This window comes from Mesobacillus harenae (assembly GCF_013343715.1).
In the GTDB taxonomy this organism is placed as follows: Bacteria; Bacillota; Bacilli; order Bacillales; family Cytobacillaceae; genus Mesobacillus_A; species Mesobacillus_A harenae.
Map to the genome: position 1 here is coordinate 104,324 of NZ_JABUNR010000004.1, position 25,590 is coordinate 129,913.

28 protein-coding genes are annotated in these 25,590 nt (G+C 39.6%); 17 read left to right on the forward strand and 11 right to left on the reverse strand.

All coding sequences use genetic code 11. The features are described from left to right. The first annotated feature begins 114 nt into the window (after positions 1–114). Entirely contained in the window at positions 115–1,059 is a 945-nt protein-coding gene (gene yhaM, locus HRJ06_RS06355; RefSeq protein WP_174730580.1) for a 3'-5' exoribonuclease YhaM, read from the forward strand. 137 nt (positions 1,060–1,196) lie between these two features. After that, the gene (locus tag HRJ06_RS06360) at positions 1,197–1,388 is read left to right on the forward strand and encodes a sporulation YhaL family protein (protein WP_174730583.1); all 192 of its coding nucleotides are present in this window, start codon (positions 1,197–1,199) and stop codon (positions 1,386–1,388) included. 124 nt (positions 1,389–1,512) lie between these two features. Here HRJ06_RS06360 and HRJ06_RS06365 read toward each other — a convergent pair whose 3' ends face one another. Further along, the gene (locus HRJ06_RS06365; RefSeq protein ID WP_174730586.1) at positions 1,513–2,385 is read right to left on the reverse strand and encodes a peptidylprolyl isomerase; all 873 of its coding nucleotides are present in this window, start codon (positions 2,383–2,385) and stop codon (positions 1,513–1,515) included. 329 nt (positions 2,386–2,714) lie between these two features. On the opposite strand from HRJ06_RS06365, the gene HRJ06_RS06370 reads away from it, so the two are divergent. Further along, the gene (locus HRJ06_RS06370; RefSeq protein WP_174731149.1) at positions 2,715–2,798 is read left to right on the forward strand and encodes a YjcZ family sporulation protein; all 84 of its coding nucleotides are present in this window, start codon (positions 2,715–2,717) and stop codon (positions 2,796–2,798) included. Positions 2,799–2,961: 163 nt separating this feature from the next. Here the strand turns inward: HRJ06_RS06370 and HRJ06_RS06375 are convergent, their stop codons facing one another. Together HRJ06_RS06375 and HRJ06_RS06380 are read right to left on the reverse strand one after the other, a co-directional pair. Further along, positions 2,962–3,150, reverse strand: coding sequence for a hypothetical protein (locus tag HRJ06_RS06375; RefSeq protein ID WP_174730589.1), 189 nt, complete (start codon positions 3,148–3,150; stop codon positions 2,962–2,964). A 598-nt stretch (positions 3,151–3,748) separates the two neighbouring features. Continuing rightward, on the reverse strand, positions 3,749–4,297 hold the full coding sequence (locus HRJ06_RS06380) for a DUF3267 domain-containing protein (protein WP_174730592.1): 549 nt from the start codon (positions 4,295–4,297) through the stop codon (positions 3,749–3,751). A gap of 190 nt (positions 4,298–4,487) precedes the next feature. On the opposite strand from HRJ06_RS06380, the gene HRJ06_RS06385 reads away from it, so the two are divergent. Beyond that, the gene (locus HRJ06_RS06385) at positions 4,488–4,829 is read left to right on the forward strand and encodes a DUF1878 family protein (RefSeq protein WP_174730595.1); all 342 of its coding nucleotides are present in this window, start codon (positions 4,488–4,490) and stop codon (positions 4,827–4,829) included. On the opposite strand, the gene HRJ06_RS06390 is transcribed toward HRJ06_RS06385, so the two are convergent. Both HRJ06_RS06390 and HRJ06_RS06395 read right to left on the reverse strand, forming a co-directional pair. Further along, complete coding sequence (locus HRJ06_RS06390; protein ID WP_174730598.1) at positions 4,826–5,404, reverse strand: HTH-type transcriptional regulator Hpr; 579 nt, start codon at positions 5,402–5,404, stop codon at positions 4,826–4,828. The genes HRJ06_RS06385 and HRJ06_RS06390 overlap by 4 nt on opposite strands. 198 nt (positions 5,405–5,602) lie before the next feature. Next, entirely contained in the window at positions 5,603–5,971 is a 369-nt protein-coding gene (locus HRJ06_RS06395; RefSeq protein WP_174730601.1) for a YtxH domain-containing protein, read from the reverse strand. 314 nt (positions 5,972–6,285) lie between these two features. Here HRJ06_RS06395 and yhzF point away from each other — a divergent pair, with 314 nt between their 5' ends. Beyond that, positions 6,286–6,477 (forward strand): membrane protein YhzF, encoded by a 192-nt coding sequence (yhzF, locus tag HRJ06_RS06400; protein WP_174730604.1) that lies wholly within the window; start codon positions 6,286–6,288, stop codon positions 6,475–6,477. A gap of 85 nt (positions 6,478–6,562) precedes the next feature. Here yhzF and HRJ06_RS06405 read toward each other — a convergent pair whose 3' ends face one another. The 3 genes from HRJ06_RS06405 to HRJ06_RS06415 form a co-directional block, all read right to left on the reverse strand. Beyond that, entirely contained in the window at positions 6,563–7,084 is a 522-nt protein-coding gene (locus HRJ06_RS06405; protein WP_174730607.1) for a tryptophan transporter, read from the reverse strand. A gap of 127 nt (positions 7,085–7,211) precedes the next feature. Beyond that, positions 7,212–8,294, reverse strand: coding sequence for a 3-phosphoserine/phosphohydroxythreonine transaminase (serC, locus tag HRJ06_RS06410; protein ID WP_174730610.1), 1,083 nt, complete (start codon positions 8,292–8,294; stop codon positions 7,212–7,214). 98 nt (positions 8,295–8,392) lie between these two features. Then, positions 8,393–8,812 (reverse strand): HIT family protein, encoded by a 420-nt coding sequence (locus HRJ06_RS06415; RefSeq protein WP_174730613.1) that lies wholly within the window; start codon positions 8,810–8,812, stop codon positions 8,393–8,395. A 672-nt stretch (positions 8,813–9,484) separates the two neighbouring features. On the opposite strand from HRJ06_RS06415, the gene HRJ06_RS06420 reads away from it, so the two are divergent. From HRJ06_RS06420 to HRJ06_RS06430, 3 genes are all read left to right on the forward strand, one after another. Next, positions 9,485–10,225 (forward strand): ABC transporter ATP-binding protein, encoded by a 741-nt coding sequence (locus HRJ06_RS06420; protein WP_174730616.1) that lies wholly within the window; start codon positions 9,485–9,487, stop codon positions 10,223–10,225. Further along, on the forward strand, positions 10,218–11,429 hold the full coding sequence (locus HRJ06_RS06425) for an ABC transporter permease (RefSeq protein ID WP_174730619.1): 1,212 nt from the start codon (positions 10,218–10,220) through the stop codon (positions 11,427–11,429). Before HRJ06_RS06420 ends, HRJ06_RS06425 begins: the two co-directional genes overlap by 8 nt. A gap of 155 nt (positions 11,430–11,584) precedes the next feature. Beyond that, the gene (locus HRJ06_RS06430; protein WP_174730621.1) at positions 11,585–12,313 is read left to right on the forward strand and encodes an EcsC family protein; all 729 of its coding nucleotides are present in this window, start codon (positions 11,585–11,587) and stop codon (positions 12,311–12,313) included. 38 nt (positions 12,314–12,351) lie between these two features. Here HRJ06_RS06430 and HRJ06_RS06435 read toward each other — a convergent pair whose 3' ends face one another. After that, the gene (locus HRJ06_RS06435) at positions 12,352–13,566 is read right to left on the reverse strand and encodes an amidohydrolase (RefSeq protein WP_338421063.1); all 1,215 of its coding nucleotides are present in this window, start codon (positions 13,564–13,566) and stop codon (positions 12,352–12,354) included. 130 nt (positions 13,567–13,696) lie between these two features. Between HRJ06_RS06435 and HRJ06_RS06440 the strand changes: the two genes are divergently transcribed. Then, positions 13,697–14,356 carry a phosphatase PAP2 family protein gene (locus HRJ06_RS06440; protein WP_174730625.1) on the forward strand — a complete coding sequence of 220 codons (660 nt, stop codon included), beginning with the start codon at positions 13,697–13,699 and terminating at the stop codon, positions 14,354–14,356. A 255-nt stretch (positions 14,357–14,611) separates the two neighbouring features. On the opposite strand, the gene HRJ06_RS06445 is transcribed toward HRJ06_RS06440, so the two are convergent. Then, a complete protein-coding gene (locus HRJ06_RS06445) occupies positions 14,612–15,124 on the reverse strand; it encodes an antibiotic biosynthesis monooxygenase family protein (RefSeq protein ID WP_174730628.1) in 513 nt (170 codons plus the stop codon). A gap of 372 nt (positions 15,125–15,496) precedes the next feature. Here HRJ06_RS06445 and hemE point away from each other — a divergent pair, with 372 nt between their 5' ends. The 3 genes from hemE to hemY all read left to right on the forward strand — a co-directional run bounded on the left by hemE (position 15,497) and on the right by hemY (position 19,012). Further along, the gene (gene hemE / locus HRJ06_RS06450; RefSeq protein WP_174730632.1) at positions 15,497–16,543 is read left to right on the forward strand and encodes a uroporphyrinogen decarboxylase; all 1,047 of its coding nucleotides are present in this window, start codon (positions 15,497–15,499) and stop codon (positions 16,541–16,543) included. Positions 16,544–16,617: 74 nt separating this feature from the next. Then, complete coding sequence (gene hemH, locus HRJ06_RS06455) at positions 16,618–17,556, forward strand: ferrochelatase (protein WP_174730635.1); 939 nt, start codon at positions 16,618–16,620, stop codon at positions 17,554–17,556. Positions 17,557–17,584: 28 nt separating this feature from the next. Continuing rightward, a complete protein-coding gene (gene hemY / locus HRJ06_RS06460; protein WP_174730638.1) occupies positions 17,585–19,012 on the forward strand; it encodes a protoporphyrinogen oxidase in 1,428 nt (475 codons plus the stop codon). 173 nt (positions 19,013–19,185) lie between these two features. Here the strand turns inward: hemY and yhfH are convergent, their stop codons facing one another. Beyond that, a complete protein-coding gene (gene yhfH, locus HRJ06_RS06465) occupies positions 19,186–19,320 on the reverse strand; it encodes a protein YhfH (RefSeq protein ID WP_174730641.1) in 135 nt (44 codons plus the stop codon). Between the two features lie 280 nt (positions 19,321–19,600). Here yhfH and HRJ06_RS06470 point away from each other — a divergent pair, with 280 nt between their 5' ends. The 5 genes from HRJ06_RS06470 to HRJ06_RS06490 all read left to right on the forward strand — a co-directional run bounded on the left by HRJ06_RS06470 (position 19,601) and on the right by HRJ06_RS06490 (position 25,571). Beyond that, the gene (locus HRJ06_RS06470) at positions 19,601–20,335 is read left to right on the forward strand and encodes an MBL fold metallo-hydrolase (RefSeq protein WP_174730644.1); all 735 of its coding nucleotides are present in this window, start codon (positions 19,601–19,603) and stop codon (positions 20,333–20,335) included. 16 nt (positions 20,336–20,351) lie between these two features. Beyond that, positions 20,352–21,341: a lipoate--protein ligase gene (locus HRJ06_RS06475; RefSeq protein WP_174730647.1), complete on the forward strand. Its 990-nt coding sequence runs from the start codon at positions 20,352–20,354 to the stop codon at positions 21,339–21,341. Positions 21,342–21,688: 347 nt separating this feature from the next. Continuing rightward, complete coding sequence (locus HRJ06_RS06480; RefSeq protein ID WP_174730650.1) at positions 21,689–23,248, forward strand: fatty acid--CoA ligase family protein; 1,560 nt, start codon at positions 21,689–21,691, stop codon at positions 23,246–23,248. Positions 23,249–23,419: 171 nt separating this feature from the next. Beyond that, positions 23,420–24,196 carry an enoyl-CoA hydratase-related protein gene (locus HRJ06_RS06485; protein WP_174730653.1) on the forward strand — a complete coding sequence of 259 codons (777 nt, stop codon included), beginning with the start codon at positions 23,420–23,422 and terminating at the stop codon, positions 24,194–24,196. Between the two features lie 376 nt (positions 24,197–24,572). Beyond that, entirely contained in the window at positions 24,573–25,571 is a 999-nt protein-coding gene (locus HRJ06_RS06490) for an ABC transporter substrate-binding protein (RefSeq protein ID WP_174730656.1), read from the forward strand. Positions 25,572–25,590 lie beyond the last annotated feature (19 nt).

A 25,590-nucleotide genomic window follows, 5' to 3' on the forward strand; every position in this document is an offset into this window, starting at 1 on the left:
CTGAGAAGGCTCTGCACATGCTGGCAGACATGGGAGGGGACTAAGTAGTCCGTATCCATAAGTAGTCTAAACTAGAAACAAGAAAAACAACTAAAGGCGAAGGGAGAGGGCAAAATGAGTAAGGGCATTATCAATTATGAAGTTGGCGAACAGGTCGAAATATTTCTACTAATTAAAAGTTCTATAAAAGGAATCGCCAGCAATGGGAAACCTTTTTTATCTCTAGTACTTCAGGATCAATCAGGTGATATTGAGGCAAAGCTATGGGACGTTTCTGAAGGTGATGAAACAAGATATGGTCCAGAAAATATTGTGAAAATCTCGGGAGACATTCATAATTACCGGGGAAGGAACCAGCTTAAAATCAGGCAGCTGCGTCCTGCTTCCGCCTCTGACTCTGTCAAACTATCTGACTTTCTGGAAACAGCTCCTGTAAGTCGGGATGAAATGGCAAGCAAACTTACACAATATATCTTTGATATGAAGAATCCTAACATTCAAAGAATTACCCGGCATTTGCTAAAAAAGCATCAGAAGGAGTTTATGGATTATCCTGCTGCAACTAAAAATCACCATGAATTTGTTTCTGGTCTTGCCTACCATGTTGTGAGCATGTTAGACCTTGCAAAATCAATAGCCGGTCTTTACCCGAGCTTGGATAAAGACTTGTTATATGCGGGTGTGATATTACATGACCTTGGAAAAGTTATGGAACTTTCCGGACCAGTTTCAACAACCTATACAATAGAAGGAAACCTTCTTGGTCATATTACAATAATGGTTAATGAAATAGGAAAAGCAGCAGATGAGCTCGGAATTGGCGGTGAAGAGGTCATGGTTCTCCAGCACCTCGTTTTATCTCACCACGGAAAAGCAGAATGGGGAAGCCCAAAACCTCCAATGATTAAGGAAGCTGAAATTCTTCATTATATCGATAATCTTGATGCAAAGATGAATATGCTCGACCGTGCTTTATCAAGGGTGAAACCAGGGGAATTCTCTGAACGGGTTTTTGCTCTGGAAAACCGTTCTTTTTACAAACCAGTGTTCCACAAATAAAGAGTTAAATAATGAAATGCCCTCCTTGAGAGAGGGCATTTTTGCGTTGTATAGAATGGCGTTGATGCATATTATTTCATAAGCCGCATATCCATGTATAGAAAACATGGACAACCTATAGAACGGGGGAAAAAAGAATGGCGGTTCCACTTTGGATATTTGCGGTAATTGCTGGGATCATTTTCAGCGCTATTATGGCAGTTAAGACAGGTCGGGAAGAAAGACTGCAAGAAATGGAAATTATTCAAAGAGAAGGGGAAATATACATGAAACGCCTGGAAAAAGAAAAGGAAAACAGAGGGGGGAAAGAGCATTCTCTTGGTGCCTAGAATAAGTATAAGTCTGTAATGACATTATTTTAAATATTACAGAAAAAAAGACTCTATCCGTTAGATTTTAAGGGATAGAGTCTTCTTTATAAACAATCTTCATAAGCTTAAGGGCTTGTCTAGATTATTGTTGAACCGCTGGTGCTGGTTCTAAAACACCTTCTAAATCCTCGTCCTTTACTTTAACATTTGCGTTCTCTAATTCACGCTGCATTGCTTCCTGAAACTTTTCTTGATCTAACTTTGAAAGTTTGACTTCATATTCTAGGTCGTCTTTCATTTCTTCGAAAGATTGTTTTTCTTTCTTTTCAGTGACCTGAATGATGTGCCAGCCGTGTTGGGTTTCTACAGGCTCGCTGATTTCGTTTACATCCAATGAATACGCAGCTTCTTCAAATTCCGGCACCATTTTCCCAGGTCCAAAGAATCCAAGATCTCCACCTTGTTCTGCGGAAAGTGTATCAGTGGAATGTTCTGTAGCAAGTTCTTCGAAGTTACCTCCGTTGTCTAGCTCTGCCTTAATTTCCTCTGCTTTTGCCTTATCTTTTACAAGGATATGGCGTGCCTTGATTTCAGGCTTGTACTCTTCATAACGTGCCTGTATCTCTTCTTCAGTCGCTTCAACATCTTTTAGTGCTGCTTTTTCCATTAGAAGCTGATCTTTTAAAACCTCTTTAAGCTCTTCTTCATCTGCAATTTGATTAGAGGCTAGAACCTGATCAAAGTTAGGGCCTAATTCTGCTTTTAATTCTTCGACCTTTTCGGTTAACTCGTCATCAGTGACTTCATACTTATCAGATAATACTTTCGTATATAAAAGCTCCTGAAGGGTTTGCTGTCCATATCTTTCTTTCATTACTTCATAAAGCTCTTGCTGTGTAATGTTACCGGCATCAGAACTTACAACCACTTCTGAGTTACCGTTATCATCATTATTACACGCACTTAAGCTTATAACCCCGGCTGCGAGTGACAGGGATAAAATCCATTTTTTCATATGAACACTCCTAAAAAAAATTGTAGTGGCTATCCAAATCCACAACTTTTACTATATCACAAATTTCCAGAAGTACAAAAACAATATTTTAGTGTGAATTTTATGGTTGATCTGGGCTATCGTCCACCCACTTCTAAGTATCTGTCATAACATATAACAAACAGCCAAGGGGATTAAGTTCCTGAAACAGGGATCTGATGGAATTACGTGACTTTAAGTCTGATTCGGCCTTTTGGTTAGAACAAATTAGGTAATATCGGGACACCTGCCTATTCCCAATAAAAAGTTTTGAATAAGATATCATATCCAGCTTTAAAGGAGGTGTTATTATGAGCGGAGCATACGGAGGAGGATTTGCGTTAATCGTAGTCCTGTTCATTTTGTTAATCATTGTCGGCGCAGCCTGGCTTTAATTAAGGGCTGAGTGAAATTTGTATAGAGAAGGACCCGCCGGACAGATCTGTCTGGGCGGGCTTCTTCCTGGAGGATTGGGCCTTTAATTGGACTTCAACCCTGTGAACACCAAGGTTACACACAAAAAAAGCGGTGAGAATTCTCACCGCTTTTTTTGTGCCGTTACGTATACAATATCTCAACGAAAGATGAAATTAATAATATAGTAACTAGTACATTAATGGTTCTAAATACTTTAGGCTGACGCTCCTCAGGAATTTCTTTTTGGACGCATAGGGAGTTGGTCATTTTATTAATATAGAATAAGATAAACATAGCAAATAAACTGAACGCTATAAAAACGGAGATCATCGTCGATTCCCTCCCTAACCAATCTTTTTATGTTAATTACAATAACAAATATTAATGGAAAAAGATAGTTTTTTGTGTTGGGGCTATGAATTCAAAATAAAGGAATACGGCTTTCTGCCTCGTCAGCCAAGGTTTTTGTGTTAAAAAAAAGGCTGAATGAAACTTGGAGGTTGATTTAAGATTATTGGAAGTGCACGAAGTAAAATGCCGTTGGCGCCACTGGATTTGGCATGGTTAGGCGGCCGGCTCGTTTACCGCATAAGGGAAGCTACCTGGATTAATCCATGCAGTACCTGCTGTGCCCGTTTCGGGATGGCTACAAGGGTTTAATTACCCCTCTGCACTAAAAGCGCCTGTGGAGATCCCTTGGCCTTTTACTCCTCAGGATATTAATGGGAATCCTCGAATTAACATGCAGGAAGAGTATGAGTTAATTCGAGGAATTCAGGTGCCTTGGTCCAAATTCCCTTTAATACAGCCAAATAAAAAAGACCACTATAAATAGGGTCAAGTTTTTGAATAACAAGTCCATATGAAATTGACCCCGAAGAGAGAGCGGCATCCTCTGAAGATGCCGGTTAGTAAGTTGGAATTAAACTCATCCATTCATGCTTTTATAGACTAAAATTTCGATCCCATCTTCGCTTTCTTCGATATAAGAATCACGTGGAGATCCGAATATACATTTACCACTTATTAAATCTGGAAGGCAAACGCCGACATGATAAGCAAGCAAAATGGTAAAATAATGGGTATATTCAGGGAAGATGTTAGCCCCATATACAAGCATTGTATTAATAACGACAAATGGCATTGCTAAAGCCAGCATAAAATATTTCTTTTCGACGGGTTCTTGAGCCTTTATATGAATAATAGGGAAAAGTCCGTATTTGAAATTCATGGTTTTTTTAATGTTTCCGCCAAGATGCAGAACCGGCAATAAGTGAAGCAGTTTATGTGCTGGGTAAATGAGCCACAGAGCAGCCAGGAATAATAAGAAATTGCCATCCTGGAATGGTGCATGGGAAAAGAATGATACCGGTACATAGAGCAAAACAAAAGTAAACAACATTGTTAAGGAAGACAATATAAATAGCCTTTGCGCTCCATATTGTTTCGAGTAGTTTACCGCCTTCCAGCAATTCATCAAAATCAGCCTCCATAGGGAGAATATATTAAACTTGAAAACTTACCTAGATACTGTACGATGAAAGGAAAGAAAAATCAATAAAAACTTTTCGTCCAATTTCGCGGATGTGTTATCCCCGGCTTATGGAGGGAAAATAGCCTAGCAAGAGCTGATCAAGAACCAGTATAAAAAGAGAGGGATATTTAATATGAATTATGAGGATCTTTTGGAAAGAATGGCTAAATTGGAGTTTCATCAAAAGCTGTTGCTGAAAATGGTTTCCCATTCAAAAGATGAGTTTTACAAGCTAATTATTGAAAAGTCTTTATCACAAGAGGAGGTTGGCAGGTTACTGGAAGTTTGTGAACAGATGAGCAAAGAAATGCAGAAGCAGAAAGCGGAGGGGTTTGTACATTTTCTTCCGCTTTATAAGGATTTTGAAACCGCGTTGGAGCCGAGGCTCGGGGTTATGGAATTAATCGATACAATGTTGGCCCAGGGCCTGTATGTTCCATTAATGAGGGAGTTTAAAAAATACACTGAAACTTAGACCAACTCTTTACCTTCTAATATTTTTTTCTTTTTTAGCTTTCCGTTTTCATCGGTGAACTCGCCTTCAATGTTCTCAAATGACCTTTCGAATATTTCCATGAAGTCATCTCCGTATATGTTCCTGACAATAGCCATCATCTCTATAATATCGGGAAATTTCCCATAAAGATCCCTTAGAGGCATTGCCCCAGAAAACACAGCGTTTTTATTAGGTTCATAGCTTTCCATTAACTCAAGCAGGATCGATTCACCTAATTCTGTTAATTGGACATAAGTATTCCGTTTATCATTTTCTTTTTTTGAAAATTGCAGGAGACCTCTTTCCTCCAGCTTTTTTGAAAAATTAAACGCTGTAGAAACATGCATGACACCGAATTTTGCGACATCTGATATAGAAGCTCCGTCTAAGTGATAAGCAATCCAAAGAATATGATGCTCATTAATGTTTAAATCAAACGGTTTAATCCATTGCTGCCAGTCCTTTTCGATTGATTTCCAAAGGGCTTTGCTCAGCTGGGCAATTCTCTGGCTGAAGATCATAGCTTCTTTCATTGAATAATTGTTTTCTGACATCTCCCTATCACCTACTTTTTTATTTCTATTATCATTATGCCAATAAAACAAAAATTAATAAAGATATAAATTTACAAAATTTTTAGAAATTAAAAATTTTTATTGTAAAATGGAACAAAAAGCTATTCTCATAGAATATAAATTTGACTAAAAAGGGAAAAATCCTTCTCCCTCCCGAAAAAAAGGGAAGAGAAGGATTTAGCTTTGTTTGTTATTTGAAGCCAGGTCTGCTTCTAATTCTTGTACGGCAAGCTCAATTGCTTTGATTTCTTTCTGCAATTCTTCTTTATTAGGCTCTGTTTGCAGCTGCCATTCATATACCGCAAGCTTTACGTCCTCAACAAATGCTTTTATTGATTCTTTGCCTTCCTTTGATGCTTTTGATGAACTTTCTTTTAAGTCCTTCAAGCTGTTTTTTAGCTCCCGGATTTCGGCCATCATAACGTCCTTGCTGTGCTTCAAGCTCTGCCTTGTTTCTCGTCCGGAAGTTGGAGCAGATAGGAGACCTGCGATCCCGGCTGCAACACCTCCAACTATTAAACCTTTAACTAGGGATTTAGCCTTCATTTTTATCACCTCTTATTTCTATGCCTGCTATAGAAAATTTCTCCATCAACAGGGGAAACTCCTTTTTAACATACCCAGTAATTTCAATAAAAAGTACCTTTTTTAAAATCTTATGAAATTATACCTGGTTCTTTGTATTTTCACTAAAAAGCATGGGAATAAACCCATCAAGTTTCATAGCATAGTAAATTGCTGCATATATTTTATAAACCAGAGATCGAGCAAATAATTGCAATTTTGACTCCCATTAATGTTTTAAAAACCAACAAGGCAATTTAACAAAGCCAATTTAGAAAGCGGGGGTACGAATACAAATGGACGGAGTTATATTTGGATTGTTCGCATTGAGCTTTATACTATATTATGGCATGTGCCATTACATTCTTGCCTCTAATCGGCCTGGTATATACCCTCCTAAAACATTATTAAAGAAGAGGGCGAAAGCACTGGCTGCAGGAGGAACGATTGTTTTACTATTGGCTGCCTTTATCTATTATTTGAGATGATGATCAGGGTAGAGTTTGTAAGAAATTAAGATTTTTTTCGTAAAAAAAAAGAATCCGTAATTAAACGGATTCTTTTTTGAATTTGTTATGCTTGAACACCTGTAAAATTCGTTCTTTTGAAAATGGATGTCGCAACTGGATACAGAATCACCATAAATACAGTGTTAAATGCAGCGGCTGGCAGAACAACTCCAGCAAACAGTGCAACAAATGGTCCTGGCAGGCCGACAATGACTAGAGCAGCTGACAGGAACACAATTCCAGATACAATCGTACCGACTGCTGTTAGGATAGAAACGCTGACGATGTTTGTTTGGAATTTTTTTAGGGCAAGAAATAATCCGAAAAATATAAAGGCCGTTACAGGCTTATCAATAATATTCGGAAAAAGACCGCCTGGGAAAGTCGTGGTCAGTCCGGAGATCAAACCGGTAACCGTTCCTAACAAAAACACACTCTTTTTATCAGGGAAAAGAACAATCCCTAAAAACATCATTGAAAGCATCATGTCCGGTTTCATTCCAAGGAAGAACCCAGGGACAACAGCGTGCAAAACAGCACCCATTCCAATCAAAAGTGAAAGTGCAACAAGATTTTTCGTATTCATTTTCTCATCTCTCCTCTGCTATACTAACCTAGCTAATTTTCTTTTCCTGCAGTGCACTATTGCCTGCAGCGAAAAGTTAGTAACATTATATCATATATTTTAATAGAGTAAACGATAAAGTTTTCTGTTAATTCTGTGATTGAAACACCTTCATAAAGTCGACTAATTTTTCTACGTGGTCAAGCGGGACCGCATTATAAATGGAAGCCCTGCAGCCTCCCACTGAACGGTGGCCATTTAACCCAATAAAGCCATTCTCTTTTGCTTGAGAAAGGAAGTTTGCTGTTAGCTCCTCGTTATCCAAAGTGAAAGTAACATTCATTTGTGATCTCGAGCCAGGATCCGCATGTCCCTTATAAAAGCCGCCGCTTGAATCAATAGCATCATAAATTAGGTTTGATTTCAATAAATTAATTCGTTCGATCTCATCAAGTCCGCCTAGAGATTCCGCCCATTCAAGAACAAGCTTTAACAGGTAGATTGCAAGTGTTGGCGGTGTATTGTAAAGGGATCGGCTGTCTGAGTGTGTACGGTAATTTAGCATTACAGGTAAATTATCTTGGGATCTGCTCAACAAGTCTTTACGAACGACAGCGACGGTTACTCCTGAAGGTCCCAGGTTTTTTTGAGCACCTGCGTAAATAAGCCCATATTGACTAACGTCTATCTTTCTGCTAAGAATGTCACTCGACATATCAGCTACTAACGGGATGTCCTTAAAATAAGGAATGTTCTGCCATTGCGTTCCGTAAATAGTATTATTGGTGGTAATGTGCACATATGCAGCACTGTCATTCAAATCAACACCAGTCATATCAGGAATCACTTTATAGCTGCCGTCCTTGCCGGTTGAAGCAATTGAGGCCTTACCGATTTTTGTAGCTTCTTTATAAGCCTTTTCCGACCAAGAGCCTGTCAAAATATAATAAGCAGTGCTTCCTTCCTGCAGCAAATTCATTGGAACCATAGTGAATTGTAGACTGGCGCCGCCCTGCAGGAATAAAACATCATAGTTGTCCGGAATATCCAAAAGGGACCGTAAAAGGGATTCCGCCTTGTTATGTATTTCCTCATATGCCTTACTGCGGTGGCTGAGCTCCATAACACCCATTCCGGAATCTTGATAATTCATCATTTCTTGTTGGGCTTTTTCCAATACTTCAGCAGGCAGAGCTGCAGGTCCTGCATTAAAATTCAATGCACGTTTCATTGTGTTTCACTCCCCAATATAATTTAAGTAATGCGTTAAAGAGTTTCGATAGTATCATGGTCAAGGTGAAGAAAAAAACTTCTGCAACGGCAGAAGTTTTAAAGATTACCTGCAATCTCTGCTGAAATGTTTTTTAAATCCTCTTGCGTGTATTCGCTGGTATTGGTTTTCCAAACAGCACCAAACCCATCACCTTCACCATACCTTGGAAGAAGGTGCATGTGAAAGTGGAATACTGATTGCCCAGCCTTCTCACCATTGTTGTTTAGAATATTCATGCCAATAGGATTATAAGCAGACTTCAGTGCATTTGCTATTGCCGGAACTGTCTTAAACAAATTGGCAGCCACTTCTTCATCTAATTCATAAATGTTTTCCTTATGTACCTTTGGGATCACCAGTGTATGTCCTTTTGTGACTTGGCTTATGTCAAGAAAGGCAACAACATGTTCATTTTCAAAAACCTTTGCAGCTGGTATTTCCCCATTGACAATCTTGCAAAAAATACAATCGCTCATTAAATTCGTCCTTTCCTTTTATGATTTGATCGTATTTTATCATAATTTTCAATAAAATACGTAATACATCCATTTAAAATTTCGCAGATAATTATCGACAAGACTAAAAAAGCCGCACCAGGGTCTAGATGGACATAAAGCATGGGAATATCCGTAACTTGAAGTTTTTCTATCTCCTTACTTTCTTAGCAATAGGAAAAGGACAGGATTCTGCCCGAATCCTGTCCAGAAGGGGAAATTTGCTTCAAATGTGCTTTCTCGTTAGGAAGTCTTCGACCAACACCTCATTTTCTAAAAAATATGATGTTTGTCTAAAACAATACTGAATTCAATCTGACCATCCCCTAATTTATATATTTCAACAACGTATAAAGCGGGAGTATGATCTTTGACAGACACCTCATTTCAAAAGTGCTGTAATGCCAGAATTCAAAAAATACTGTTCGTGAAAGCAGCATTCCATAGTTAGAACACAGAAGCTGATAAAATCGAATGGTTATAGTCTTTAACGGACACCCCATTTTCGATTGTGATATTTCCCCTTCGAAATTATTATGTCCAAACGAAAAAGAGAATATGAATACTAATTGGACTCTTTTAACGCTCATTCCTATTTTTCATGAACACATTTTGATAAAATTAGATATATATTAGCTGGGAAGGACGTTGACCATGTCTTTATTAGAAATACAGGCTATAACTGGAGGCTATACAAGAAATCCGGTTTTAAAAGAAGTTACTTTTGAAGTGAACAGGGAGGAAATTGTTGGCTTAATTGGCTTGAATGGTGCGGGAAAAAGTACGACGATTAAGCATGTCATCGGATTGATGGAGCCCCATCAAGGAAAAATTAAGATAAATGGAAAAGTATTTCACGAGGATAAAGAAGCTTACCGAAAAGAATTCACTTATGTTCCAGAAACACCTATCTTATATGATGAACTGACTTTAGAGGAACATCTGAAAATAACAGCCATGGCATATGGTTTAAGTGAATCAGTATATAAGGAAAGAATGGAAAGGCTTCTTGTTGAATTTAGGATGACTAAAAGGCTTAAATGGTTTCCTGCTCATTTTTCAAAAGGTATGAAGCAAAAAGTTATGATCATGTGTGCATTCCTAGTTCAGCCTTCACTTTACATAGTTGACGAGCCATTTGTGGGCTTAGATCCGCTTGGAATCCAGTCTTTCTTGGATCTAATGAAACAAATGAAGGATAACGGTGCAGGGATTCTAATGTCCACTCATATTTTGGCTACAGCGGAGAGGTATTGTGACCGATTTGTCATTCTTCATGAAGGAAAAGTGAGAGCAAAAGGAACACTAGCGGACCTTAGGAAGCAATTTTCTATGCCTGGCGCAACATTAGACGACCTTTATATTCAACTGACAAAGGAAGAAGACCATGTTTAAACCAGAGGAGTTGTGGAAGCAGCGATTTAGCCGCTTCGTAAAAGAGACTGGCCGATACCTTCGCTATATTTTAAACGGGCATCTTGTAATTGTGTTTTTATTTTTGCTTGGTACAGGTGCCTACTATTATCAGGAGTGGGTTCAGACTCTTACTCCATCTTTTCCAGCCGCTATTTTACTGGCTGTTGTTTTGGCTATTCTCTTGACATATAGCCCGATTTTCACTTTCCTAATGGAAGCCGATAAAATATTTTTGCTGCCTCTTGAGACAAAGCTTAGTGACTACTTTAAGCGATCGATTCTGTTTAGTCTGCTCCTCCAATCCTATTTGCTTCTTATGGCTTTGGCTGTACTGATGCCAATATATGCACAAGTGAGTGGATCCGGCTTCAGTAAGTTCTTTCTATTTTTACTTGCAATAATAGCAGTTAAGTTACTTAATTTAATGGTTCGTTGGCAGCAGCAATATTACCTTGATGCCAAAATACATCTAATTGATTCACTAGTTCGATTTTGTGTGAATGTGGTTTTTCTTTATCTATTGTTTTCAGATGCAGCTTGGCTGCTTATTATTGTAACTTCAGCAATTCTTTTTATGCTTTATTGGTATTATCGTTCTCAGACAGTGGATAAGGGGCTAAAGTGGGAAGCCCTTATAGAGGCAGATGAACGGCGGATGACATCTTTTTACCGGCTGGCCAATATGTTTACAGATGTTCCACAGATGAAAGATCGGGTTAAGAGGCGTAAGTGGCTTGATTGGCTTGTGGCGAGACTCCCTTTTCAGCAAAATAGTACGTATGCTCACATTTTTGGCCGTACTTTTTTAAGAGCAGGGGATTACTTTGGATTGGCTATCCGTTTGACAGTAATTGGGGCATCGGCACTTTATTTTATTTCCTTCGGACTAGGACAGATCCTTCTTGTGGTGTTATTTTTGTACTTAACTGGGTTTCAGCTCTTACCGCTATGGAGCCATCACCAATATAAGCTATGGACTGAGCTTTATCCTGTTAAAATGGAAACGAAATTGAGGTCATTCCAAAGGCTTCTTTCAACTATACTCTATTTGCAAAGCCTAGCTTTTGCCATGATATTAGTCTTTAAAAGCGATTTGATGACAGCACTATTGTCCCTTCTCGCGGGTTGTTTATTTGCTTACTTTTTCGTGTTTATATACAGTAAAAAACGAATAAGTGAGTAGCTGAAAATTCCTCTTCAAAGAATCTAATGAAGAGGAGTTTTTTGTAGCAATCAGTTTTGGGATCTGCTGACCATCGAATGAAAGAACAGAGAGGTTCAAAGAAGTTACGTAACTAATTGGGTGCCGAGGCGTATTAATTAAATGAGGTGGAAGTGATGAACGAATATGAACTAAAAGCTTATGAAGAGGTTATAATGTGGAAAAGACAGTTGCTGAAAAGGTCAGGAATCCTTAAACGTGTTTCCAAAAGAGCCCAATCCAAGGTCAATCAGTTAATTCCAGCGAAAGTCCACAAAGTATTAACGGAAGGAATAAAAAACATGGTAAAGGCTACCCTCGCTGGTTCAAATTTAACAGTTAAAAAAAACCAAGCTAACGGGTTGTCACTTTTTGAAAGAGATCAGCTTGTGTTGAAAAAAATGGGTGCATACCGAAAAACAGCGGCAGTTGAAGGAGCGGGAACTGGGGCTGGCGGTTTTATGCTTGGCCTTGCTGATTTCCCATTGCTTTTATCCATAAAAATGAGGTTTTTGTTTGAGGCAGCTTCCATATATGGGTACAATCCGGCCGATTACGAGGAACGATTATTTATTCTTCATGTTTTTAAGCTTGCCTTCTCAAGCGATGATAAGCAGAGAGAAACCTTTAGGATCATTGAAGAATGGGATAACAGGGGGGGAAAGGCCGGGTCAGAGATAGACTGGCATGAGTTCCAACAGGAGTACCGAGACTATATTGATTTTGTAAAGATGCTTCAGTTAGTTCCAGTCATAGGTGCTGCTGTGGGAGCGTATGCGAATTACAGTCTTTTGGACCATTTGGGTGAAACAGCAATGAACTCATACAGGCTTAGATTATTAAACACACCTCCAGCCGCCATATAAGGCAGTGGAGGCTTCTAATACTTTAATGTGCTACTTTGCTAAGCTTTGGCAGGATCAAAGCTTTTTGTCTCATCGGACTGAAAGGCATGGTAATTTAGTGCAGCTGTTCCTAGTGTCTTAGCTGCGATTAGCATGGCATTCTCATCAATATCAAATTTCGGGTGATGGTGAGGGTATGCAATAGGCGTATTAAGCGGCTTAGCCCCTGTAAAGAAAAACGTGCCTTTCACCCGCTGAAGATAGTGAGCGAAATCTTCACCGCCCATTTGAGGTTCTGATTCTTCAATAAGATTAACCTCTGGAACCAGGTCCGCGGCTGCTGCAAGGAATTCAGTTTCGGCCTGATGGTTTACAACTGCTGGATATCCTCTGTCAAAAACATAATCATAAGAACAGTCTGCACTATAACAGGTACCTTTGATAACTCGCTCAATTTCTTTTTCGATAAAGGTTCTGGTTTCTTCATTGAAGGTTCGGACTGTTCCGACTAATTTCGCTTTATCTGCGATTACATTAAAAGCATTTTCTGCAACGAAAGATCCTACTGTTACTACGGCTGAATCTACAGGATTAACTCTGCGGCTAACAATTTGCTGAAGAGCGATAACAAGTTGAGAGGCTGTGACAATAGAATCCTTCGTTTTGTGCGGTTGAGCACCGTGTCCTCCCTGACCCTGTATGGATACCTCGAATCGGTCTGCTGCAGCCATAAAAGGACCTGTTCGATATTGTATAACACCAGTTGGGACACTGGCCCACAAATGAGTTCCGAAGATTACATCCACGCCCTCAAGGCAGCCGTCTTTTATCATCGATATCGCACCGCCCGGCGCGTATTCTTCTGCATGCTGATGAATCATCACATATGTACCGGCAAGTTCATCTTTTAGCTCGTTAAGAGTTTTTGCAAGGACAAGTAGTGTTGCAGTATGGCCATCATGACCGCAAGCATGCATAACTCCTGGTACTAGCGATTTATACGGAACATCTTTTTCATCCTGTATAGGAAGAGCATCAAAATCTGCCCTTAAAGCAACTGTTTTACCGGGCTTATTTCCCCGGATCCGGGCTACCACTCCATTTCCGCCTACTCCGCCTGTTACTTCAATCCCAAGCTTTTCATAATAAGCTTTGATATAGTTTGCCGTGTTTACTTCTTTAAATGATATCTCTGGATGCTGATGCAGATATCGTCTAATCTCCACCATTTCCTCATAATAGCTTTCAAGCTTGCTGAATAAGTGTTCCACTATATCCTCCCTTTCGGTCTGCCTGACGTTTTAGTCCTCCAATTATATCATTCCTGTAAGGCTAAATAGCAGTATTTTGTGAGTATTTTTACTATTATAATAATATTCTGAGGAGTTAGGATAAATACAAAGGTTGGGTGTAAATGAAAAAAATAGAACCTTAATATTATGGCTGGCAGCAGCAATAATTTTATATTTTACCTACATGGTAAAACTAAAAGGGAACCAGGGGACTTTAGGGTTTGATGAAGTAATTACTCCATTTATTTTACAGCTCACAAACCATGCGGTAGAGGATTTTTTATCTGTCTTTGAAGCTGTTGCTTCTAAACTTGGGATTGTGGCTATAGCCGGTACAGTAGTGTTTTGGCTATGGAGGAGGAAAAGAGATTATAAGGGAATCATCATTTTCTTGGTGGCTGTTGGAGGAGGATATGGTCTAAATACATTTTTGAAACTATATTATGGACGTCTGCGGCCGGGGCTGGATATATGGATAGATTCAGATTCATTTGGATTTCCAAGTGGGCATGCAATGGTTGGAACAGTTCTTTATACATTTACGGCCTATTTTATCATTCAGAGTTATCGAGAAGCTGTTTGGACAAGAAGAATAGTCCCCTGTTCTGCTGCGCTTTTAATTGTTTTGACCGGACTTAGCAGAGTGGCTGCTGGGGCACATTATCCATCAGATGTAATAACAGGGTTCGCCTATGGCATCAAAATTTATGAAATTGGTAATCCGCGAATGATAAAAACCGCTTCTGAGAAGGGAATCCGAATAGGAACGTGACTGAAATACAGCTGCATACTTAAAAGAAACAGCCCTTCCCAGTTTGGAGCAGGACTGTTCGGGGCTGTTCAAGTATAGTTTTCGATTTCTTAATTTAGGATTTTTACTTAGCTAAATGGCCAATGCTTTTAACCAAATTGGAAGCCATCAATAGAAAGCCAGTGGCTTTCTGGAGTTTCTTAGCAGCTTGGCTATATAATAATCCGCAGGAGGTAAGCTATTGCATGAGATTGGATTTCTTCTTCGGTGTGAATGTTATTCCTGATTTTCTTCTGCTATATAGTATTCTGCCGAATAAGGAGCTTCAGAAAAAATTGTGCTGGATTTTTTGCCTGGAGCTTCAGAAAACATCTTTTGAGTGCTTTCGAAAGAAGCTGAGTTTTTCCAGTCTTCAAAGCTTTTTGCATTCTCCCAAGCTGTAAGGACAATATAAGTGTCAGAACCAATGGGGCGCAGGAGCCGGAATGCAACAAAACCCGGCTGTTTCTCAATTAGACGCGGACGATTTTTATATTGATATTCAAACACTGGCCTGCCTTCGTCTGTAACTGGAATATTATTAAATACTATAAAACTGGCAGTATCCCATGACCCAGAGCTATCTAATACTTCATATTTTCGGGGAGCCTGAAAAACAGTCTTTCCAATGGTTTCATGGAGTATCAATGTGTTTGTGGAGTTTGACATTAACAGCATATTTTCATTAGGGAACTTTTTCTTTAAATTACTTAGAAACTGCAGCGTTCCGGTTGTTATAAATGTTTTCATATGAATCTCCTCTAATAAGTATTTTTTAGATCATGTTTTACTAAGCCAAATTATCAAAAACAATCTTCCTATATAGTCATTTGAATCTGCCGCATAAAAACGTCAATTTATTGACATTTGATACTGGTAACTAGGAATAAAGGGAGTAAAGGGATATAGTGTATATAGCCAAGTTGGGATTTCACAACTGCTCCCAAAGCTGAAGCTGACGGATCTCTATTCTATCCGTCCGGCGGCAATTAATTATACTTCAATCACTTTACTTGTTTTTAAAAAGACAGATGAGTGAAAAAAAGGATTAACTGTTTTTTAATTTATTCCTCTTATATTACAATGATAAACAGAGAAGTCATGAAAGGTGGAAAATTTTTAATGAGCAAAATAATTAACAACACATTTTTAAAGGCTGCTAGAGGAGAACAAACGGATCATGTTCCTGTTTGGTACATGAGGCAGGCAGGGCGTTCTCAGCCTGAATATAGAGCAATAAAAGAAAAATACTCTCTATTTGAAATAACGCACCAGCCGGAACTTTGTGCCTATGTAACCAGGCTCCCTGTTGAACAATATAACGTAGATGCAGCTGTTCTGTATAAGGATATTATGACACCGCTGCCCGCAATTGGTATTGATGTTGAAATCAAATCAGGAATCGGCCCGGTGATCGCTAATCCAATTAAGTCCTTGTCAGATGTAGAAAAACTCGGGAAAATTAATCCCGAAAGTGATGTGCCATATGTTCTTGACACAATTAGGTTATTGACCCAAGAGCAGCTTTCTGTTCCGCTAATCGGTTTTGGGGGAGCCCCGTTTACACTAGCTAGCTATATGATTGAAGGTGGTCCTTCGAAAAACTATAACAAAACTAAAGCTTTCATGTACTCTCAGCCAGAAGCTTGGTTTGCTTTAATGGACAAGCTTGCGGATATGACAATCACTTATGTGAAATCACAAATTAAAGCAGGCGCGAGAGCTATCCAAATTTTTGATTCTTGGGTAGGAGCACTTAATGTTACTGATTACCGCCATTATATTAAACCTGTAATGCACAGGATTTTCACTTCACTTAGAGAAGAAAACGTGCCTTTAATTATGTTTGGTGTCGGAGCGAGCCACCTTTCCCGCGAATGGCATGATCTTCCTCTTGATGTAGTGGGGCTTGATTGGAGGCTTTCAATAAAAGAAGCGCGCCAAATGGGTATGACTAAAACTTTACAAGGGAATTTGGATCCTTCCATATTATTGTCTCCATGGAAAGTGATTGAGGAGAGGACCAAAGCAATACTCGATCAGGGAATGGAAGCTCCAGGCTATATTTTTAATCTTGGCCATGGTGTTTTCCCTGAGGTAAACCCTGAAACATTGAAAAGATTAACTTCATTTGTTCATGAATATTCTAGTGCTAAAATCGGTAAATAACCTCTTTTTTATTGGTAAGTTTAAAGGTTTTTTGGCAAAATAAATGCTTAGGAATAAAAAAAGAGGTGTAATCAATGGCAAAGAAAAAACTAGGATTGCTTGTAATGGCATATGGCACTCCATACAAGGAAGAAGACATCGAACGTTATTATACCCATATTCGCCATGGCCGTAAGCCGACTGAAGAAATGCTAACAGATCTAAAGGACCGGTATGAGGCAATTGGGGGCATTTCTCCATTAGCCGAAATTACAATGGAACAGGGCAAGAAGCTCGAGCAACATTTAAACAAGGTCCAAGACGATTATGAATTTAAAATGTATCTCGGTTTAAAACACATAGAACCGTTTGTTGAGGATGCAGTAAAACAAATGTACGATGATGGAATTGAAAAGGCCATCAGCATTGTTCTTGCACCACACTTTTCAACATTCAGTGTTAAATCTTATATCGGCCGGGCCAAGGAAGAAGCTGAAACCCTGGGTGGTCCTGAGATCCATTCAATTGAGAGCTGGTACAGAGAACCGAAGTTTATTCGCTACTGGGCAGACAGGGTCAGAGAGACATTTGAAAGTATGACAGGCGAGGATAGAGAAAGTGCTGTGATGATTGTTTCAGCGCACAGCCTCCCGGAAAAAATTCTCAAATCAGGAGACCCATACCCTCATCAATTACAAGAAACTGCTGATCTTATTGCCGAGATGGCAGGAGTTAAGAATTATGAGATTGGCTGGCAAAGTGCTGGTAATACACCTGAACCTTGGCTGGGACCGGATGTTCAAGATTTAACACGTGAATTGTATAATCAGCATGGTTACAAGGCTTTTGTCTATATACCAGTCGGATTTGTAGCCGACCATTTAGAAGTACTTTATGATAATGATTATGAATGCAAAATTGTTACTGATGAGGTGGGTGCTAGCTATTACAGACCACCTATGCCAAACGCCCAGCCAGAATTTATTGATTCGATGGCCACTGTCGTTTTAAATAAGCTATCTGAATCAATCTAACAATCTTTAGAAAAGTAGGCGATTAATCGTGGTAGATGAAAAACAAAAGGTTGTTATTGTTGGGGGAGGAATAACGGGACTTGCTGCAGCATACTACCTCCAAAAACACGCCCGCGATAATCAGCTGCCGCTTGAGGTGAGATTGATTGAAGCTTCCCATCGCCTTGGGGGTAAAATGCAGACGGTTGTAAAGGATGGCTTTGTCATTGAAAGAGGCCCTGATTCTTTTTTAGAACGAAAGGAAAGTGCCGCACGTCTTGCTAAAGAAGTAGGGCTTGGAGATAAGCTTGTTAATAATGGAACAGGGAAATCCTATGTTCTCGTTAAAGACCGTTTACATCCTATGCCTGGGGGATCAGTAATGGGAATTCCTACTGAAATTCGCCCCTTTATATCAACTGCCCTATTCTCGTGGCCAGGTAAGTTTAGAGCTGCGGCAGACTTTGTTATGCCGCCTTCTAAGGAAGAAAATGATCAGTCTCTGGGTTCGTTTTTTCGGCGCAGGCTTGGAGATGAGGTTGTTGAAAATTTAATCGAACCTCTGTTATCAGGTATTTATGCAGGTGATATTGACAACTTAAGCCTGATGGCGACATTTCCGCAATTTTTTGAAGTGGAACAGAAGCATGGCAGCCTGATTCGTGGGATGAAGAAAGGGACACCTGTGCAAAAGAAACCTGTTAAGGCTGGGACATCACAGCGAAAAGGCATATTCTTGACTGTAACAACAGGTTTGCAGTCCTTTGTTGAAGCGATCGAAGCTAAACTTGAACCTGGGACTGTGCTTAAAGGTGTAAGAGTTGATAGAGTTGCGAAAGAAGAGGCTGGATACAAACTAAGGCTAAGTGATGGGACATTTGATAAAGCTGACGCTATACTCGTTTCAGCCCCGCATGAATCTGCGCTCAATATGTTTTCTGATAATGAAAATATATTTGAGGAATTCATCAATATGCCATCAACCTCTGTTGCTACTGTTGCCTTGGCTTTTCCAGAAGAAGCTGTTAAACAGGATATTGACGGTACTGGGTTTGTTGTTTCACGTAATAGTGATTATTCTATTACAGCCTGTACCTGGGTTCATAAAAAATGGCCGCATTCCACTCCTAAGGGGAAAGTCCTTCTGCGCTGTTATGTAGGAAGAGCAGGAGACGAAGCAGTTGTGGATCTTTCTGACGAAGAAATTATAAAGACCGTTATGGATGATTTGAAAAAGACGATGGACATATCAGCAGAACCAGAGTTTTCAGTAATTTCCCGCTGGAAGGATTCTATGCCTCAATACACAGTGGGACATAAAGACAGGGTGGACAGATTAAAAAAATCCCTAAAGCAGGAATTGCCGGGTGTTTTTGTAGGCGGAAGTTCCTTTGAGGGGCTTGGCTTACCTGATTGTATCGATCAAGGGGAAGCCGCGGTAGAGGCTATTCTGACTTATCTCAAGCTTAAAAAATGATAGCTTGCCATTCACAAAAAATACTCTCCTGAAATAAAAGAACACAAAAAGGGCCAGCCACTTTTTATAAGGGCTGGCTTTATATTGCAGCTTAAAGCTGCGGGGAAGGGAATGGAACACAAGTTAAGTTAATGCACCGGCCGTAGGGCCAGCAAGTTAATAGGTTAGCAGATTTACAGCCTGGTAACATCGAGACAGCTGTCACATTTGTTTCCATAGCATTCATGCTGCTCGGCAATCTGTTCTCCACACTCTGCACAGTTTTTAGGCGGTAAGTTTTTGTAGAAATCCAAGATATTTTCAAGCATTCTGATAACCTCCAATTAAATAGTTGTTATAATACAAATATTTTTATTAATTGTATTGTATTATAACAGATCACCCTTGTCAATAAATGTTTTAATACAATTTTCAAAAAAATGAACTGTACTGATACAGCTTGCCCGAAGTATAATTTTTTTGTTTCTTTAATAGTCCTAAAGTATCTTAAGGTCAAAGATTAAAAAAACAACGAGCTAACTCTCATGATGAGGATTTCTGCTAATAATAAGGTATAGTAAAAGGTAAATATTCAAAGGAGGCAGACTAATGAAGTTAACAGTTATTGGCTGCTGGGGCGGCTATCCGAAAAAAAATGAGGCAAGTACAGGGTACTTACTGGAGGCAGGCGATTTTAAATTGCTGATAGATTGTGGCAGTGGTGTACTTTCCAAGCTGCAAAACTTCGTCTCTCCTGAAAAGTTAAATGCAGTTATTCTTTCGCATTACCACCCTGACCACATTGCTGATATTGGAGTTCTGCAGCATGCCCGACTGATACAGGGATTTTTAAAGGGCCAGCCAGATACACTACCAATATATGCGCATTACGCAAATCAGTCTGAATTTAAAAAACTTACATATAAGGATATTACAAAAGGGGTCGCCTATCAGCCGGAGAATACGATCAATATTGGACCTTTTACAATTCGGTTTCTACTCACCAATCACCCAGTCCCATGCTATGCAATGAGAATTGAGACGGGCGGGAGTTCAATTGTATATACAGGAGACACCGCATATAAAAAGGAATTCATTTCTTTCGCAAAGGATACAGACATTTTACTAAGTGAGTGCAATTTTTATGCGCATCAGGATGGCAAAAATGCTGGTCATATGAATAGCACTGATGCAGGAACCATAGCCCAATCAGCAAATGCAGGTAAATTAATACTCACACACCTTCCGCACTATGGGGATGTTCAGCAGCTTGCCCAAGAAGCTTCAAACCATTTTACCGGTGAGATTGTACTTGCCGAGGAAGGTTTAACAGTTACATTGTAAATTGGAGGGAATACATATGTTATTTATTGATAATAAAGGAATAACCGACCCGCGGATCAATCTTGCTATTGAAGAGTATGTACTAAAAAATTTGGATATAAATGAAACCTATTTGCTCTTTTACATCAATGAGCCCTCGATTATTATCGGGAAGAATCAAAATACGATTGAAGAAATTAACACAGAGTACGTAGAAGATAATGGCATACATGTAGTCCGCCGCCTTTCCGGTGGGGGCGCTGTTTATCATGATCTCGGCAACTTAAACTTTAGCTTTATCACCAAGGATGACGGAGAGAGCTTTCATAACTTTAGAAAGTTTACTGAACCTGTAGTAAAGGCATTACATAAGCTTGGTGTACAGGCGGAGCTCAGCGGCCGAAATGATCTAGTTGCTGAGGGCAGAAAGATTTCCGGTAATGCACAATTTTCTACAAAAGGAAGAATGTTCAGCCACGGAACGCTTTTGTTCGACTCAGAAATAGAACATGTTGTGTCTGCGTTAAATGTAAAAAAGGATAAAATAGAATCAAAAGGGATTAAATCAATTCGAAGCAGAGTAGCCAACATTTCCGAGTTAATGGAAGAGGCCATTAGTATAGAAGATTTTCGGACTTTGCTGCTCAATAATATTTTTGAAAATACCACTGAAATTCCAGAATATAAACTGACTGAACAGGATTGGAAGAACATTGAACAGCTTTCACAGGAGCGTTATAAAAACTGGAATTGGAACTATGGTAAATCACCAAAGTTTAACCTTCAGCATTCACACAGGTTTCCTGTCGGCCAAGTTGATGTAAGGCTCGATGTCACGAAAGGGATCATTGAAAACTGTAAAATCTATGGTGACTTTTTTGGTGTTGGAGATGTGAAGGAAGTGGAGGATAGGTTAATTGGGGTTAACTATGAAAGATCTGAAATTGCGGAAGCTTTAAACGATTTGGAAATGAAATATTATTTTGGAAATATAACCAAAGAGGATTTTATTAATTTAGTTTATTGAATGGCTCTGTTAAACTTGTATGCTGAGTTCCGCTGCAGATCTCGTTTTTTCGCGGAAGAGTCCAGGAGCATTCTAGGGATATACCGTCTAAGAGGTCTGTCCCGGACCCGCCTCCTGCAAGAGTCCGATGTCCTCCACTCTAATCTATGCAGCCGCGGAATTAACTGTTAAGTAAATTAAAACTATGTCTATTAAATATAAACACGGTGGCAACTGTCATCGTGTTTTTTTAATATTAAAGAAAATTAGACAAATTTCTTGTATCATTAACTTTCTTTCAATATAATATATTTAGAATATTTTTGCGAGTCCCGCAACTGTATTTACGAGTCAAAGGGGGAAGGTAAATGAATCTTTCGGAAAAACTTCATGAAACAGCATCTAAACTAGGACAGAAACCGGCATACTATTTCATGGATCAGACAACAACATACGCAGAGCTGGATGCAGCTGTGACTAAGTTCGCATCAGGCCTTGAAAAATTAGGGGTTAAGCAAGGTGACCATATTGCGCTGCTTCTAGGGAATTCACCTCACTTCATCATCAGCCTTTATGGCGCAATGCGGCTTGGTGCAACAGTTATTCCAGTAAATCCAATTTATACTGCAGATGAAATTGGTTATATTCTTAAAAACGGTGACGTTAAAATAGTTGTAGGGCTCGATTTGCTCTTGCCTGGTGTTGAAAAAATGCATCAGCAGCTTACATCAGTCGAGAAGTTTATCGTCTGTGAATCAGGCCAAGTTAAAGAGTCAGATCTAGATGTTACAAAGCTTTCTGTTTATCCTAAATTGAAACCGTTTGCAGAGGTGATCGGTTCTGGGGATCTAGGATTTAAAGGACCTGAAACGGATGAGAATGACACAGCTGTTATCCTATACACTTCCGGAACAACAGGAAGACCTAAGGGTGCCATGCTGACTCAACGCAATCTGTTTAGCAACGCGAAAGACGTTGGAGAATACTTAAGAATGAACAAAGACGATAAGGTTATTACTACTCTGCCAATGTTCCACGTATTCTGTTTGACTGTTGCACTTAATGCCCCACTAATGAACGGGGCAACGTTACTACTTGTTCCTAAGTTTAGTCCTGCTGAGATCTTTAGAATCGGTCAAAAATTTGAACCGACTGTGTTTGCAGGCGTTCCAACCATGTACAATTTTATTCAGCAGCATCCTGAAGGTAACCCGCAGGACCTGAAATCCCTGCGCCTGTGCATTTCTGGCGGAGCTCCCATGCCTGTTGCGCTGCTAAAGGATTTTGAGAAGAAATTTAATGTTAGAATTTCAGAAGGCTATGGGCTGTCTGAAGCATCTCCTGTTACTTGCTTTAACCCGCTTGATCGGCCCCGTAAGGCAGGATCTATTGGTATGTCCATTGTAAATGTGGAAAATAAGGTAGTTGACGAGCTTGGAGAAGAAGTACCAGTTGGACAAGTAGGTGAACTGATTGTTCAAGGACCAAATGTAATGAAGGGCTATTACAAAATGCCGGAAGAAACAGCTGCAACTATACGTGATGGCTGGCTTTATACAGGAGATTTAGCAAAGGTAGACGAAGAAGGTTATTTTTATATCGTTGACCGGAAAAAGGACCTAATTCTTGTTGGAGGTTATAACGTTTACCCTCGGGAAGTGGAAGAAGTACTTTACTCGCACCCAGATGTTTTAGAGGCGGCCGTTTTAGGCGTGCCAGATCCTAACTTCGGTGAGTCTGTCCGCAGCTATGTAGTCAGTAAGAATCCTGACTTAACTGAAAAAGAGCTTCTAGAGTTTTGCAAAGAGCATATGGCAAAGTATAAAATTCCAAGCTCAATCGAATTCTTAGAAGAACTGCCGAAAAACACTACAGGAAAAATTCTGCGCCGTGCTTTGAAAGATAAGGTATTACAAGAGAATAAGTAAATTGCAGATTTTAGATAACGTACCAGGTGCCGACTATGGCCCTGGTATTTTTTTGTTTCCGTGTTACTAGGCTTGCAGTGGAATTACCAGCGTTATTCCGAGCAGGAAATTAGCATAAAGGCGACGAAAACTAGTTTAAGAGAATTTAAGTCTATTGGAGGGAAAACCATAATGACAGTTAACTTTAACCTTACTGGCCACATTGGAGTTATCATGTTAAACAGGCCTGAAGCAATGAACGCTTTTAATTATGAAATGCTAAATGAGCTATTTGAGCATGTGGAGAATATTCGGGTCAACCCAGAAGTCCGCGCGGTTATTTTTACGGGAGCTGGAGATAAAGCGTTCAGTGTTGGCGCTGATTTAAAAGAGCGTAAAAGCTTAACAGCTGAACAAGTAAAACGAAACCTTTTAAAAATAGGAGAGGTATTTACCGCGATTGACCAGCTGCCCCAGCCAACGATTGCGGCGATAAATGGATATGCTTTTGGCGGAGGAATGGAACTAGCGCTAGCTTGTGATATTCGAATTGCCGCAAACGGGGCCAAAATGGGGCTGACAGAAACGAGCCTGGCTATCATCCCTGGAGCTGGAGGAACACAGCGGCTGCCAAGGCTGATAGGAGAGGCAAAAGCCCTTGAATTAATACTGACGGCAAAAAGAATCACCTCGGAGGAAGCTTTGGCTAAGTATCAGCTTGTAAATAGTCTTGCTGAGAAAGAGGCTTTGCTTGATGAATGTTTTAAGCTTGCTCAGCAAATCCTGGCAAACGGACCGGTCGCTATTCAGCAGGCTAAGTTTGCGATCAAGCAAGGAATGAACACAGATCTGCAAACAGGCTTGCAGATTGAAAGAAAAGCTTATGAAGTCACTATTCCAACCGAGGATCGGATAGAGGCTCTCGAAGCATTCAGCCAGAATCGAAAGCCGCACTTTAAGGGTAAATAGAGGCTGCCGGACGGCGGACTTATTCAAGAAAGATTTCTATACAGTTGAAAATAGCCGAACTAAATTCAACCTCCATCTCCCATTGAAAATAGCAACAGGAGATAAGCGTATACGGTTAGGCAATAAATAAAATATCTTATTAAACTTTAGAAGAAATATAGTAATCTCCTGATTAAATTCCATCTACAAGTGTTTATCAGTACTCGGGCTATTAATATATATCAAGAATACAATGTGCTTCTTCAACTTTTCTAAAAATTTAGTGAAAAAGCTTGAAATTAAGTATGTTATAGCATTATAATTTAGTGAATAAAAGCATAAAAGCGTTTAAGTAAAAAAGTATAATGATAGAAGATAGAAATAAGGGGGATATATAATGTTGAAAAAATGGAGAATTGCAGCAGCAGCAGGGCTTTTAAGTGCTGTTATGTTAAGTGCTTGTGGTTCAGAAAGTTCTGACGGTGAAGGAGGAAACGGAGAAGGGGAAGCAAAAACGTATAATGTTGGCGTTTCTCAAATTGTTGAACATCCTTCTCTTGATGCTGCTTATGAAGGATTTAAGGAGGCCCTAGAAGATGAAGGCCTTAATGTTGAATATGATGTGCAAAACGCACAGGGTGATACGAACAATACCCTTCCAATCGCCCAAAACTTTGTTGGGGATAATGTGGACTTAATTTTTGCCAACTCTACGCCAAGTGCTCTTGGTGCATTGAATGCAACAAAAGATATTCCGATCGTGTTTACATCTGTGACGGATCCTCTAGGAGCAGGACTGGTCAGTTCATTTGAAAATCCTGGCGGTAACGTAACGGGAACAACTGACACTCATCCGGATGCGATTCCTAATACAGTTAAATTCATCAGTGAGCATTTCTCCGCAAAGAATGTCGGAGTAATTTATAACGCAGGCGAGCAAAATTCAACTGCACAGATTGAACTTGTGAAAGAAGCCATGACTGGGACCGATCTTAAGCTTGTTGAGGCTACCGTATCCAATTCTTCTGAGGCCAAACAAGCAGCTGAATCATTAGTAGGAAAAGCAGATGTTATTTATGTTATTACGGACAACACAGTTGTTTCAGCATTGGAATCTGTTATCCAAGTAGCGAATGACAATGACATCCCATTGTTTGTTGGTGAGCTTGATTCCGTTAAACGCGGAGGATTTGCAGCTTACGGGTTTGATTATAAAGATATTGGTTATGAGGCTGGACAAATCGCAGCAAAGATTTTAAAAGGTGAGAAGACAGCTGAAGAATCGCCAGTTCAATACCCGCAAAACTTAAAGCTGTTGATCAACAAAAAAGCAGCTGAAGAAATGAATGTTGATATAAAAGACGAGTGGAACGATCTAGCGGAATTTACCGAATAAAAGCTTTGTAAATTTAATA

Excerpts from the sequence above, each read along its gene's own strand:
- hemE (WP_174730632.1), top strand. The coding sequence starts at position 15,497 with ATGAGCAAAATAATTAACAACACATTTTTAAAGGCTGCTAGAGGAGAA.
- HRJ06_RS06425 (WP_174730619.1), top strand. The coding sequence starts at position 10,218 with ATGTTTAAACCAGAGGAGTTGTGGAAGCAGCGATTTAGCCGCTTCGTA.
- HRJ06_RS06470 (WP_174730644.1), top strand. The coding sequence starts at position 19,601 with ATGAAGTTAACAGTTATTGGCTGCTGGGGCGGCTATCCGAAAAAAAAT.
- HRJ06_RS06365 (WP_174730586.1), bottom strand. The coding sequence starts at position 2,385 with ATGAAAAAATGGATTTTATCCCTGTCACTCGCAGCCGGGGTTATAAGC.
- HRJ06_RS06490 (WP_174730656.1), top strand. The coding sequence starts at position 24,573 with ATGTTGAAAAAATGGAGAATTGCAGCAGCAGCAGGGCTTTTAAGTGCT.
- HRJ06_RS06445 (WP_174730628.1), bottom strand. The coding sequence starts at position 15,124 with ATGAAAACATTTATAACAACCGGAACGCTGCAGTTTCTAAGTAATTTA.
- HRJ06_RS06385 (WP_174730595.1), top strand. The coding sequence starts at position 4,488 with ATGAATTATGAGGATCTTTTGGAAAGAATGGCTAAATTGGAGTTTCAT.
- hemH (WP_174730635.1), top strand. The coding sequence starts at position 16,618 with ATGGCAAAGAAAAAACTAGGATTGCTTGTAATGGCATATGGCACTCCA.
- HRJ06_RS06415 (WP_174730613.1), bottom strand. The coding sequence starts at position 8,812 with ATGAGCGATTGTATTTTTTGCAAGATTGTCAATGGGGAAATACCAGCT.
- HRJ06_RS06375 (WP_174730589.1), bottom strand. The coding sequence starts at position 3,150 with ATGATCTCCGTTTTTATAGCGTTCAGTTTATTTGCTATGTTTATCTTA.
- HRJ06_RS06405 (WP_174730607.1), bottom strand. The coding sequence starts at position 7,084 with ATGAATACGAAAAATCTTGTTGCACTTTCACTTTTGATTGGAATGGGT.
- HRJ06_RS06430 (WP_174730621.1), top strand. The coding sequence starts at position 11,585 with ATGAACGAATATGAACTAAAAGCTTATGAAGAGGTTATAATGTGGAAA.
- HRJ06_RS06420 (WP_174730616.1), top strand. The coding sequence starts at position 9,485 with ATGTCTTTATTAGAAATACAGGCTATAACTGGAGGCTATACAAGAAAT.
- HRJ06_RS06390 (WP_174730598.1), bottom strand. The coding sequence starts at position 5,404 with ATGTCAGAAAACAATTATTCAATGAAAGAAGCTATGATCTTCAGCCAG.
- yhfH (WP_174730641.1), bottom strand. The coding sequence starts at position 19,320 with ATGCTTGAAAATATCTTGGATTTCTACAAAAACTTACCGCCTAAAAAC.
- yhzF (WP_174730604.1), top strand. The coding sequence starts at position 6,286 with ATGGACGGAGTTATATTTGGATTGTTCGCATTGAGCTTTATACTATAT.
- HRJ06_RS06370 (WP_174731149.1), top strand. The coding sequence starts at position 2,715 with ATGAGCGGAGCATACGGAGGAGGATTTGCGTTAATCGTAGTCCTGTTC.
- HRJ06_RS06485 (WP_174730653.1), top strand. The coding sequence starts at position 23,420 with ATGACAGTTAACTTTAACCTTACTGGCCACATTGGAGTTATCATGTTA.
- HRJ06_RS06360 (WP_174730583.1), top strand. The coding sequence starts at position 1,197 with ATGGCGGTTCCACTTTGGATATTTGCGGTAATTGCTGGGATCATTTTC.
- serC (WP_174730610.1), bottom strand. The coding sequence starts at position 8,294 with ATGAAACGTGCATTGAATTTTAATGCAGGACCTGCAGCTCTGCCTGCT.
- HRJ06_RS06395 (WP_174730601.1), bottom strand. The coding sequence starts at position 5,971 with ATGAAGGCTAAATCCCTAGTTAAAGGTTTAATAGTTGGAGGTGTTGCA.
- HRJ06_RS06380 (WP_174730592.1), bottom strand. The coding sequence starts at position 4,297 with ATGAATTGCTGGAAGGCGGTAAACTACTCGAAACAATATGGAGCGCAA.
- yhaM (WP_174730580.1), top strand. The coding sequence starts at position 115 with ATGAGTAAGGGCATTATCAATTATGAAGTTGGCGAACAGGTCGAAATA.
- HRJ06_RS06475 (WP_174730647.1), top strand. The coding sequence starts at position 20,352 with ATGTTATTTATTGATAATAAAGGAATAACCGACCCGCGGATCAATCTT.
- HRJ06_RS06480 (WP_174730650.1), top strand. The coding sequence starts at position 21,689 with ATGAATCTTTCGGAAAAACTTCATGAAACAGCATCTAAACTAGGACAG.